Genomic DNA, 11,871 nt, shown 5'->3' on the forward strand with positions numbered 1-11,871 from the left:
CCAGATCGTGAGATCTGATGCTTTTCATTGCGTAGGTCCTGCAATCAATTTACGAGCAATTGGTTTTGGTGGTGACCACCGTTGGCACTGCACCTACGGCAACAGCTTGGGTGTACACGACCTGGCAATTTGCTGGCGTGGTGACGCCGATGGGACTGACCGTCAAAGTCGTTGCTGCCGTGGTGAGGGTGTAATCCGCCGCGGCTAAACCGGCCGCCGCTGCGATGGTCGCTGCATTGGCGTAGCCATTGAGGTAAGTGACCGTTACGCCTTCTACTACCACCGTTGCGACAACCGGTGTGGTGACTAAAAATTTGCCATGTATCATGGACGAGGTCGAGACTAAGGAACCGGTCGCCGCATCCAATTTGGCCCTGCGCGCATCTGCGCCAAAATCGGCGAATTTAGGCAAGGCTGTGGCCGCCAAGACGCCTAAAATAACGATCACAACGATCAGTTCTATCAGGGTAAAACCTGAGGATTGCTTGGTTTTCATAGACACATCCATGCTAAATTTATAAGGTTTATTCATTCACTGTCATTCCCTGTTATTCACTATTGCGCGTTGGCATTGTGCAGGTATTGAACTTGTTTCATGCTCGCACTAAAACCTCAGGAATTCAAGTAGAACACGCAAAGTTTCCATGGATTAAGCCTACCTTCCCACAAACTTGTCCGGCAATCAATAAAAAAGGCTAGGCAAGGATAGTAAATGACGTCAGGTTGACGTCATTTTATCAAGACTAACTGCTTGACTAAGTGGCTACCACTTTCTAAGTCGATGACACCAAGGCCTGATCCAGCAACTCTATCCAATGCTTAACCGGTGTCGTGGTGCCTGATTGCAGATGCGTCAGGCAACCGATATTCGCCGATAAGATCATCTGCGGTTCGCTGGCCTCCAGATTGCGCAATTTATTGTCGCGTAGCTGATACGACAATTCTGGCTGCAACACCGAGTAAGTGCCGGCCGAACCGCAACACAGATGGCTGTCAGCGCACATTTTCACGTCAACACCGACACTGCGCAACAAGCCCTCAACCTTGCCACGGATTTGCTGGCCATGTTGCAAAGTGCAAGGTGGATGCCAGACGATGCGCTGGCCTAATTTGTTACCGAGTTTTTGCACCAACTCGGCTTCAAACTGCGGCAAGATCTCACTGAGGTCGCGCGTCAATTCTGAAATACGCTGCGCCTTGTCGGCGTAAGCCACATCGTGCGCCAGTAAATGTCCGTACTCTTTGACGGTAACGCCGCAACCGGAAGCAGTCATGACGATCGCTTCCGCGCCAGCCTCGACCAACGGCCACCAGGCGTCGATGTTATTGCGCATATCGTCAAGCCCACCTTCCTGGTCATTCAGGTGATAGCGGATCGCGCCGCAACAGCCGGCCTTAGGCGCGATCACTAATTGCACCTCTAAGGCATCGAGTACGCGGGCCGTGGCGAAATTAATATTCGGCGACATGCTCGGTTGCACACAACCATCGAGTAACAGCATCTTGCGTGCGTGTTGCGTCTGCGGCCAGACGCCGCACTGCTGCGCCACTGGTATCTTATTTTGCAAAGCCATAGGCAGCACAGGTCGCAAGGCCTGCCCCAGCTTCATAGCGGGATTAAACAGGGCTTTACGCGGCAAGAGATTTTTTAGGGTGCTGCGCAACACCTGCTGCGCCAACGGCCGCGGCACCTGCTCATCGACGATCTTACGGCCGATATCGAGCAGACGCCCGTATTGGACGCCGGAGGGACAAGTCGTTTCGCAATTGCGGCAGGTCAGGCAACGATCCAGATGCTGCTGGGTCTTCACGGTGGCGCGCTTACCCTCCAGCACTTGCTTGATCAGATAGATGCGCCCGCGCGGGCCATCTAACTCATCGCCCAGCAATTGATACGTCGGGCAGGTGGCAGTGCAAAAACCGCAGTGCACGCACTTGCGCAAAATCTCTTCAGCCTGCTGGCCTTCGCGCGTGTCTTTAATAAAATCGGCAAGATTGGTTTGCATGAGGGCTCTCTATAAATCGGGATACATGCGACCGGGATTGAAGATGCCGGCCGGATCGAAACTAGTTTTCAGATTGCGATGTATCTGCGCTAGCGGCTTTGATAAAGGCGTGAACACGCCCGCACTTTTATCACCGTCACGAAATTGCGTGACATGGCCACCGGCTGCTCTGGCCAGCTCGCGTATCCTTTGCGGTGCCTCGTCGCTGAACAACCAGCGTTGCGCCCCGCCCCACTCAATCAGGGATTTACCGCTCAGTGCCAGCGCGGGAGTAGTAGCAGGCAGCGATAAACGCCACAAACCGTGCTCGGCATCTTGCGAGAAAAAATCATGTTCTTGCTCACGCAGCGATGCCCAATACGCGCTGGCATCGGTGATTTCCTCGCCGCCTAAGCTCAGTTTGGCGGCACGCACTGCAGCCTCTGCCCCCGACAAACGCAACATCAAGCGCCCTACTTGCCAGGCGCTGCCAGAAATCGGCAAGGCCTGCCCACCCCACTGATTCAAACGCGTGATCGCATCGGCTTCCGACAAGGCAAATGCCAGTGTGGTTTCTGCAAAGGGCTTGGGCAAGACCTTCAAAGAAATATCCAATACCAAGCCCAGACAGCCCATAGAGCCGGCCAGCAGGCGCGAGACATCATAGCCGGCGACGTTTTTCATTACTTGCCCGCCAAAGCGCAGCACCTCGCCGCGGCCATCCATCAGCGTCGCACCCAGTGCAAAATCGCGCACTGCTCCGGCTGTGGCGCGCCGAGGCCCCGCCAAACCGGCGGCAAACACCCCGCCTAAGGTCGCGCCTGGGCCAAACTGCGGCGGCTCGAAAGCGAGCATCTGATTTTCTTGGTCCAAGGCTGAGGTGATCTCGCTCAGCGGTGTACCGCAGCGCGCAGTCATCACCAATTCAGTCGGCTCATAGGCGACGATGCCATGATAGACACGGGTATCGAGAATCTCGCCCAGCGGCTCTTGCCCATACCACTGTTTGCTGCCGCTGCCTTGCAGGCACAAGGCACGGCGATCAGCGCTGGCACGCAAAATTTGTTCGCGATACGCTAGAAGTATATGATCCATGTCTGTGTTCATCATTTTTATCATTTTCAAACTGAATGCGCACTATCCATGCGGCTTACAGGCCATTTTCGTGCCAGAAGGCGCATGGATATTGCGTACAGCCTTAGGGACTTTATTTTTATCGGTACTAAAAGCGCGGCAAATCAGGGAACTTCAATGCCCCTTTTTTCACATGCATGCGGCCATACTCGGCGCAACGATGCAGGCTAGGAATCGCCTTATCCGGATTGAGCAACAGCAGTGGATCGAAGGCGCGCTTAACTGCCCAAAAAGCCGCTAACTCCTCAGGCGAAAACTGCACGCACATAGAGCCGATTTTTTCTATCCCGACCCCATGCTCACCGGTAATGGTACCGCCCACTGCCACGCACAATTCCAAGATCTCGGCACCGAAGGCTTCGGCTTGATGAAACTCGCCGGGTTGATTGGCATCAAACAAAATCAGGGGATGGAGATTACCGTCGCCAGCATGAAATACATTGGCGCAACGCAGGCCATATTTAATCTCCATGGCAGCGATACCGAGTAGCACTTGCGCCAGATTCTTGCGCGGTATGGTGCCATCCATGCAGTAGTAATCGGGTGAAATACGGCCGGCGGCGGGAAACGCATTCTTGCGCCCCGACCAAAATTTCAGGCGCTCCGCCTCGCTTTGCGAAACCGCGATCGCGGTTGCACCGGCCTGTTGCAAGACCGCGCTCATGCGCCCAATTTCTTCTTCGACTTCTTCCAGCGTGCCATCCGATTCGCATAGCAAAATCGCCTCGGCATCGATGTCGTAACCGGCTTTAACATAAGGTTCGACCATGCGCGACGAGGTCTTATCCATCATCTCCAGCCCGGCCGGGATAATGCCGGCCGCGATCACATTTGCGACTGCATTGCCGGCCTTGATCACATCATCGAAAGAGGCCATGATGACGCGCGCAGTTTGTGGCTTAGGGATTAATTTCACGATCACCTCGGTAACGATACCGAGCATGCCTTCCGAACCGATAAAGACCGCCAGCAAATCGAGACCGGGTGCGTCCAGTGCGGCACCGCCCAGTTCCAGGATCTCGCCCTCCATGGTCACCGCGCGCACCGCCATTACATTGTGCACGGTCAGTCCATATTTCAGGCAATGCACACCGCCCGAATTCTCCGCGACATTACCGCCTATGCTGCAAGCGATTTGCGAAGAAGGATCGGGGGCGTAATACAAATCATGCACGCCGACCGCATCCGAGATCGCCAGATTGCGCACGCCCGGTTGCACTCTGGCGGTTCTGGCATACGCGTCAATCTGGATAATTTTATTCAGTCTGGCGGTCGATAACACCAAGCCATCGGCAATCGGCATGGCCCCACCCGACAAGCCGGTGCCGGCACCGCGTGGCACGATAGCCACTTGCATTTCGCGGCAGACCTGAACGATCGCGATCACCTGCGCCTCGTTCTCAGGCAAGGTCACTACCATGGGCAATTGCCGGTAGGCGGTCAGCCCATCGCATTCATAGGGACGGGTATCTTCTTCCTGATACAGGACACAGTGCGCGGGCAAGACACGCCGCAAGGCGGCCACCACACGGCTCTGTCTTTGCTGATGCTGCTCTGACTTGTTTGGCTCCATTGCTTCTCCTTCTTATTTTTATCCAGTGTAATGAGCTTTTCACTACTTGTGATGAATTGTTATCGGCTGCAACATTGAATATATTTCAGGCATAAAAAAAGGACGCCTCAGCGTCCTTTTTTACTCAGGGCCAGATTAGGCCGAGAAGGAAGATCCACAACCGCAGGTTGATTCTGCATTCGGATTTTTAATCACGAATTGTGCGCCTTCCAGATCATCTTTGTAATCGATCTCAGCACCGACCAGATACTGGAAACTCATCGCATCTATCAGTAACTGCACCCCGTTTTTATCCATCACGGTATCATCTTCGTTGGTGATTTCATCGAAAGTGAAACCATACTGAAAACCTGAACATCCGCCACCTTGCACAAATACACGCAATTTCAGATCAGGATTACCTTCTTCAGCAATCAGGTCAGCCACTTTAGCGGCGGCGCTATCGGTAAATACTATCGGACTTGGCATTTCGGCTACGGCATTCATATCGGCTCCTACAATTCAATCAGATCTTCATTATAGACCACAATTTACATCCTAGTTGGACGCGGCCAACTTCAAGACTGGTTCTGCCAACTGATCATGCGCCAGCTTCCCTGTCACCAGAGCGCCGCTCATCATTTCCAAGGCTTTGTAGTGGACATCGCCGGAAATTTTTGATTTAGCCTGTAACTCGATCAACTCAGTGGAAAACACCGGGCCGTTAATCTCGCCATTGACCACGATATGCGCTGCGCGCACTTCGCCATCTATCCTGGCCTGCTCAGAAATGACCAGCATACTGGAGACGCCAGGCTCGGCGATCACATTGCCTTTGACATGGCCATCTATCCGCAAGCCGCCTTTAAAGTGCAGATTGCCTTCTATGCTGGTGGATACGCCGATCAAACTATCGATGGTATTTTTATTTTTGCGACTAAACATGAGCATTTCCTCAGAGTCTGTTGAAAAACGATATTGCTTTTTATAATGTAATGCATCAAAAGACTTACAAATTGATGCTTTGCTGAGCGCGCTGCACGCCCTTATCCATGATCTTTACCTGGACGGTCTTGACAATTGCCCCATCGGGTAAAGTGATCAAACCTTCTAGCCTTTGATAGTGCCGAAACGTCAATTTGAGTTTCCCAGCTTCACCTGTCTTGGCGTCAGGAAATTGCATGATAGCAGGTTTACCCGCTTGCACCAGATTTAGGCTGACCTGCATCTCGCCGCTAAAATCTCGACCACCCTTGCCACCCTGCATCACCAAGACCCGATAACGCAGCTGATTTGGCGCTGCCATCTCCGCCTTGATTCGCTGTACCGTAATGCCCTCAGGCCCAGTCGCTGCTGGCATCAGGCTTTCAAAAAAAGCCAGATCATCTTTCAACTTCAGATTTTCGCTGGTGAGCGTCTTAACCTGGTCGCCCAATTGCTTTTGGGTCGATTTTTCTATATTTTGCTGACTCTCTATGGTGCTCGCAGTCGCGGCCAGCTTGTCACGCTCACCGGCCAATTGCTCCACTTGCTGCTGTAATAACTCCAGTCGTTCGGCACTAAATTTAGGACCAAACGCAAAACTACGCCCAAGGTCATAGGTCCACATCGCGATCGCGCCGCCCAAACCTATCACCAGAGCCACCATGGCGAGTTTAATCGGCCACGGTTGCTGTTGACTGATAGTCATTTTTGAGACCGCGATACGGCGCTGCCAGAAACGGGATTTTGTCATGTTCGCTTAGACTTAAGGCATCACAGGAACATGCATCAAGCCGGTCGTTTCATCCAGACCGAACATGATATTCATACATTGCACCGCTTGACCGGAAGAACCTTTTACCAGATTATCCTGCACCACCAGTAGCACCAGCATATTGCTGTCAGCAGGCCGGTGCAAGGCCAGGCGCAAGATATTCGATCCACGCGTAGAGCGAGTCTCGGGATGCGAGCCAAACGGCATTACATCGACAAAAGGCTCGTCCTTGTAAGCGTCTTCAAACAGGGCCTGCAAGTCTGCATTACTGATTTCTTTGGTCAACCTGGCATACAAGGTGGAATGCATGCCACGTATCATAGGCACAAGATGCGGCGTAAAAATCAGGCCGACCTTGTCCTTAGTCAGGCGCTGCAACTGCTCGACAGTTTCCGGCATATGCCGGTGCCCCGAGACGCCGTAGGCCTTAAAGCTATCGCTGGCTTCTGCAAACAGGTAAGCCACATCAAGTTTACGACCAGCACCCGATACGCCCGATTTGCAATCGGCAATCAGATTAGCTGCGTCGACGATACCCGCTTTCAGCAAGGGTGCAAAACCGAGTTGCATTGTGGTTGGGTAGCACCCTGGATTGCCGATTACACGCGCCGATTTAATCGCCTCACGATTCAATTCTGGCAAACCGTACACGGCTTCTTTTAAGAGATCGGTGCAGGTATGCTGCATGCCATACCATTTTTCGAACTGCGCAACATCTTGCAAACGAAAATCAGGAGCCAGATCGATCACCTTAACGCCTGCGGCCACCAACTCAGGAGCTTGCGCCATCGCCACGCCATGCGGGGTCGCGAAGAACACCACATCACACTCATGCAACTTTGCTTTTTCAGGAGAGCTAAACGCCACATCGACACGACCGCGCAATGAGGGATACATATCGGCTACCGGCAAGCCATCTTCTTTACGCGAAGTGATTGCCGTCAATTGGGCTTGTGGATGCGTCGCTAAGATTCTGAGCAATTCCACGCCTGTGTAACCAGTACCACCCACTATGCCAATTTTGATCATGCCTGATATCCTTAGAAAATATTGACGGGTATTTTAACAGTAGTTTGCATTTCTTCGATGAATCTCAGTAGCCACAAAAACATTCCCATGGGCTACACATAATTAGATCAAAGCCTCCAACAATATCGCGGTTAACGTACACAAACGCTGGCGACGCGCAAAAGAATTGAAAAATATATTTTCGACATAAAAAAAGCCGCCAAATTTGGCGGCTTTTTTGATCCAGCGAAAAACGAATTAACGCTTGGAGAATTGCTTTGCGCGACGAGCTTTGCGCAGACCGACTTTTTTACGTTCAACTTCACGAGCATCGCGAGTAACGAAACCAGCTTTTGACAGCTCAGGCTTCAATGCTGCATCGTAGTCGATCAGGGCACGAGTGATACCGTGACGAACTGCACCGGATTGACCGGATTCGCCGCCGCCATGTACATTGACCATAATGTCGAAAGTTTCGAGATTATTTGTCAATTCCAAAGGCTGGCTGATTACCATCAAACCTGTTTTACGGGAAAAATATTGGTCCGCTGGCTTACCGTTGACAACGATCTTGCCGCTGCCAGTTTTCAGGAAAACGCGAGCAACTGCGCTCTTGCGACGGCCAGTTCCGTAGTTGTAATTACCGATCATGGCTATTCCTTAAAGGTCGAGAACTTGTGGTTGCTGCGCAGCATGCGGATGAGTTGCCTCTGCATAAACTTTGAGCTTTTTGATCATCGCATAACCGAGTGGGCCTTTAGGCAACATGCCCTTAACAGCTTTCTCTAATGCACGACCTGGGAAACGCGCTTGCATTTTCTGGAAGTTTGTTTCGTAGATGCCGCCTGGATAACCAGTATGACGGTAGTAAATCTTGTTCAGTGCTTTAGTTCCAGTCACACGCAGTTTACCTGCATTGATAACGACGATGAAATCGCCTGTATCAACGTGTGGTGTAAATTCTGGTTTGTGCTTGCCGCGTAAACGGAGTGCCACTTCGCTGGCAACACGTCCGAGAATTTTGTCTGTCGCGTCAACCACGAACCAGTCGCGCTGAACCTCATGGCCCTTAGCGGAAAAGGTTTTCATGTTGAATCCTAGTAAAAGTTAAAAACGCCCTTTTTGGCGGTTCTGTCAGCACCATCCTGACAGACGCATCCTTGTAAAATATCTCCTGGGCGAACAGAGAGTCGGCAATTATAGTGCTCCCAACGAATTAGCGCAAGAACTGTTTAAAATTTAGGCAAATCAATCCTGTCAATCTTCCATGTTCAGGCAAAAAAAACCCGAAGACTTGCTTCGGGTTTAAGCCACCACTTGGGTGGCGGAGGAGCTGAATTGCATAATTTATTTTAATATTTGACAATAAATTATTTATCCAATAATAAAACACAGCCATAATTGGCACAAGGTAAATATTGTTTAATTTACACATCTGACATTGGTTATCGTAAAGTAGCCCATTTTGATCCCGTAAATAGTGACAAAGTGAACTTAATCTCTATGCGCTACAATAGAGCAAATAGACAAAACGATTCATTCATAAAGGTAAACATGGAAGCAACAGTACGTTGGACCGGCTTGTCCGGCATGACTTTTCTGGCAGAAACAGGTTCTGGCCATGCGGTGTTAATGGATGGCGCGCCGGATGGCGGTGGCCGCAATCTGGCACCGCGCCCTATGGAAATGGTATTGCTAGGTACGGGCGGCTGTTCCGCCTACGACGTGGTTTTGATTTTACGTAAGAGTAAGCAAGACATACGCGCTTGTGAAGTGAAATTAAGCGCCGAACGCGCCGAAGTCGAGCCCAAAGTATTTACCAAGATTAATTTTCATTTTATCGTGCGCGGCCGCGATTTAAAACCAAATCTGGTCGAACGCGCGATCAAGCTATCGCATGAAAAATATTGCTCAGCATCCATCATGCTGGAGAAGACCGCTGAAATGACGCATACCTTTGAGATCATCGAAGACCTCGATATGCCTAGCGAGCACGCCCTGACGAAAGATTAAGTGGTGCTCTGCGTTTCTTCTGCATCCGGCTTACCAAAGGTATCGACGTAAGTCGGATAAAAAGAACAATACATGACGACCGTCAGCACTACCGAAAGTGGCATTAAGACTAGCATCACCGTCGTCGCATTACCGACAATGACGGCAATGATCAGACTCACGATCAAAGGCAGTAGCACGCCTATGCCAGCCCATGCCAGGCCGTAAATACTAAAGGCACGTGCAGCTCGTTGTACGGCAAAAAAACTATAAAAAACCGCCTTACTGACTCCCATTTTTTGCCAGGAGATCAGCGGTGCGGCAAACCAAAATGCCATCATTGCAGGCAAATACACTAAGGCGGCAAACAGCATGCCCCAAAACATACCGGTCTCTGGCAAAGCTTTAGGGTCGATAGGTTTTTGGCTCATGACAAAATCCCAAAATACCCCGTCATCAATCAGACTAGACGCTGCAATAGCGCAGCTCGCGGCTGTCACGTACAGGACACCTAGTTTTAAAAGATTCGATAACTCTGGCGAGCGAAAACCCACCAATAACAGATTGGGATAAATACGCTGACCTGCTTCGCATAGCCGGCAGGCATTCATGAAGCTCATGGCAAATACCGGCACCAACAACAAAGGCAAAACCTGCCCGGCAATGGGAATTAGACCCATACCCATATTCAAAAACATATACGCAAAAAACAGCGTTAACATTTCAGCAGGCTGCTTTCTAAATAGAGCAAAGCCTTGTTTGACCCACAACCAACCGGTCATTGCATTCGGAGTATTCATTGATTTTACAAATTCATTCTGACTAATTTTGTGGCAAAGGTGGCGCGCTAGCGGCTTCTCTCAAGCGCAGGATGCGTTCAAAGTGTTCTGGATCGTGTGGTGTCAGCATTTCTGCGTCGCGCGGCAAATAGTAATCATATAGACGAGACAACCAAAAGCGGAATGCAGCGGCTCTCAGCATAGTACGCCAGGCAGTAGCTTCTTCAGCAGTAAAAGGACGCACAGCATGATACGCAGCCAGCATGGCATCAACCCTGGCTAAATCCAAGACCCCGGTAGCGGGGTCTATGCACCAGTCATTGACGGTAACGGCGACATCAAAAATCCAGGTGTCACAACCGGCAAAATAAAAATCAAAGAAGCCAGTCAGACGTTCTCCATCGAACATCACATTATTGCGGAACAGATCGGCATGAATCGGCCCCTTAGGCAAAGCGTGATAGCTGGCCGTGCTGGCAAACGCATCCTGATGATGTATCTCGGCACGTAACAAAGCTTGCTTAGCTTCAGACAAAAACGGCAAGACCAGAGGCACCGTCGCATGCCACCAGGCCAGGCCGCGGAGATTCGGCTGATCTATCTCAAAACCCTGTCCCGCCAAATGCATCTGCGCCAGCATCTTGCCGACCTCTGCGCAATGCACAGGCTGCGGTTCCATTTGCGACTCGCCTTCTAACTTGCTCACGATGGCGGCGGGCTTGCCATGCAAAGCCACCACCAGGTCGCCATTCGCATTGGCGATAGGAGCTGGCACCAAAACGCCATGATCGGCCAGACGGCGCATCAACTTCAGATAAAACGGAAGTTGTTCAAAACTCAGATTCTCAAATATCGTTAAGACAAATTCGCCTGCTTCGGTACTGATGAAAAAATTACTATTTTCTATTCCAGAAGCGATGCCTCGAATTGCCAACGCCTTTCCTAGAGGGAATTGCGCCATCCACGGAGTCAAATCATCCAGTGTTACCGGTGTAAATACAGCCATAGTATGCAGAGTATCGTTTATTTTTTAGGTGGCATGCTAGCGGCGGCGGAAGCCGCAGCGGGCTTAAGCGGCTCTGGCGCCGGAGCCAAAGTGTCGGCATGTTCGACCGCCTTGCCTTCTTTAGGTCCGCCGAATTCAAAAATTTTCCATTGCGCAGCGCGATTCGCGTCGCCTTGTACCGTGCCTCTAGGCGCATTACCGACTTCCTGATCGGGCTTGACCACATATTTGCTCTTACCTGACTGCACCTGGATCTCGGTCACCTTGCCGTTGACGCGCGTTTCTGTCGTCTTGTTTTTACTACCCTCGGGCTTAGCGATGGTAATACCCGTATCCGGCACATCTTCTATCACTTCCAGATTTGGAGGCATAGGTGCAGACTTACTCTGCGCCATGACCGATGTCGGCAGGGCTGTAGCAAACAGACACAACAGCAGTACAGAAGAGGTTTTTGCGATTATTTTCATGATATTTGGCTAGAATGCAAATGAGACTACGGATTTACCCAGCATTGTAACAAAGCTACCTAGGCTGTCACAGCGATATCCGCAGCAAACACCTAGCTTTTCCCATAAACCCACACTCCAGCCTTGAGTGCGGCGAATTAGACTAGTTATTCGCTCAACGGAGATCGCTATGGCAAGGCTCGCTCCCGCCTG

Annotated in this window: 14 protein-coding genes; 1 reads left to right on the forward strand and 13 read right to left on the reverse strand. The window is 51.1% G+C overall.

Annotation, left to right across the window (positions count from 1 at the left end; translation table 11 throughout):
* Positions 1–49: 49 nt before the first annotated feature.
* The 10 genes from ACO0K8_RS17545 to rplM all read right to left on the reverse strand — a co-directional run bounded on the left by ACO0K8_RS17545 (position 50) and on the right by rplM (position 8,524).
* The gene (locus ACO0K8_RS17545) at positions 50–496 is read right to left on the reverse strand and encodes a type II secretion system protein (protein WP_422947957.1); all 447 of its coding nucleotides are present in this window, start codon (positions 494–496) and stop codon (positions 50–52) included.
* A 277-nt stretch (positions 497–773) separates the two neighbouring features.
* Positions 774–2,006, reverse strand: a complete 1,233-nt coding sequence (gene glcF, locus ACO0K8_RS17550) for a glycolate oxidase subunit GlcF (protein ID WP_422947958.1) — start codon at positions 2,004–2,006, stop codon at positions 774–776.
* A gap of 9 nt (positions 2,007–2,015) precedes the next feature.
* Positions 2,016–3,080, reverse strand: a complete 1,065-nt coding sequence (glcE, locus tag ACO0K8_RS17555; protein ID WP_422947959.1) for a glycolate oxidase subunit GlcE — start codon at positions 3,078–3,080, stop codon at positions 2,016–2,018.
* 127 nt (positions 3,081–3,207) lie between these two features.
* Positions 3,208–4,692, reverse strand: a complete 1,485-nt coding sequence (locus ACO0K8_RS17560; RefSeq protein WP_422947960.1) for an FAD-linked oxidase C-terminal domain-containing protein — start codon at positions 4,690–4,692, stop codon at positions 3,208–3,210.
* A 135-nt stretch (positions 4,693–4,827) separates the two neighbouring features.
* A complete protein-coding gene (gene erpA / locus ACO0K8_RS17565; RefSeq protein WP_126126928.1) occupies positions 4,828–5,178 on the reverse strand; it encodes an iron-sulfur cluster insertion protein ErpA in 351 nt (116 codons plus the stop codon).
* A gap of 51 nt (positions 5,179–5,229) precedes the next feature.
* Entirely contained in the window at positions 5,230–5,616 is a 387-nt protein-coding gene (locus tag ACO0K8_RS17570; RefSeq protein ID WP_422947961.1) for a bactofilin family protein, read from the reverse strand.
* A 64-nt stretch (positions 5,617–5,680) separates the two neighbouring features.
* Complete coding sequence (locus tag ACO0K8_RS17575; RefSeq protein ID WP_422947962.1) at positions 5,681–6,406, reverse strand: DUF6776 family protein; 726 nt, start codon at positions 6,404–6,406, stop codon at positions 5,681–5,683.
* A 12-nt stretch (positions 6,407–6,418) separates the two neighbouring features.
* On the reverse strand, positions 6,419–7,456 hold the full coding sequence (gene argC / locus ACO0K8_RS17580; protein WP_422947963.1) for an N-acetyl-gamma-glutamyl-phosphate reductase: 1,038 nt from the start codon (positions 7,454–7,456) through the stop codon (positions 6,419–6,421).
* A gap of 237 nt (positions 7,457–7,693) precedes the next feature.
* Complete coding sequence (gene rpsI / locus ACO0K8_RS17585) at positions 7,694–8,086, reverse strand: 30S ribosomal protein S9 (protein WP_422947964.1); 393 nt, start codon at positions 8,084–8,086, stop codon at positions 7,694–7,696.
* Between the two features lie 9 nt (positions 8,087–8,095).
* Positions 8,096–8,524 carry a 50S ribosomal protein L13 gene (gene rplM, locus ACO0K8_RS17590; protein ID WP_422947965.1) on the reverse strand — a complete coding sequence of 143 codons (429 nt, stop codon included), beginning with the start codon at positions 8,522–8,524 and terminating at the stop codon, positions 8,096–8,098.
* A gap of 465 nt (positions 8,525–8,989) precedes the next feature.
* On the opposite strand from rplM, the gene ACO0K8_RS17595 reads away from it, so the two are divergent.
* Positions 8,990–9,448 carry an OsmC family protein gene (locus ACO0K8_RS17595; RefSeq protein ID WP_126126934.1) on the forward strand — a complete coding sequence of 153 codons (459 nt, stop codon included), beginning with the start codon at positions 8,990–8,992 and terminating at the stop codon, positions 9,446–9,448.
* On the opposite strand, the gene ACO0K8_RS17600 is transcribed toward ACO0K8_RS17595, so the two are convergent.
* The 3 genes from ACO0K8_RS17600 to ACO0K8_RS17610 are packed head-to-tail and all read right to left on the reverse strand — an operon-like array spanning position 9,445 to position 11,679.
* Positions 9,445–10,227, reverse strand: coding sequence for a BPSS1780 family membrane protein (locus ACO0K8_RS17600; protein WP_422947966.1), 783 nt, complete (start codon positions 10,225–10,227; stop codon positions 9,445–9,447). The two genes, ACO0K8_RS17595 and ACO0K8_RS17600, sit on opposite strands and share 4 nt — an antisense overlap.
* Before the next feature lie 22 nt (positions 10,228–10,249).
* Positions 10,250–11,212: a homoserine kinase gene (locus ACO0K8_RS17605; RefSeq protein ID WP_422947967.1), complete on the reverse strand. Its 963-nt coding sequence runs from the start codon at positions 11,210–11,212 to the stop codon at positions 10,250–10,252.
* 17 nt (positions 11,213–11,229) lie between these two features.
* Positions 11,230–11,679, reverse strand: a complete 450-nt coding sequence (locus ACO0K8_RS17610) for a DUF2782 domain-containing protein (RefSeq protein ID WP_422947968.1) — start codon at positions 11,677–11,679, stop codon at positions 11,230–11,232.
* Between the last annotated feature and the right edge of the window lie 192 nt (positions 11,680–11,871).

This window comes from Undibacterium sp. Ren11W, from assembly GCF_049340485.1.
Classification (GTDB): domain Bacteria; phylum Pseudomonadota; class Gammaproteobacteria; order Burkholderiales; family Burkholderiaceae_D; genus Undibacterium.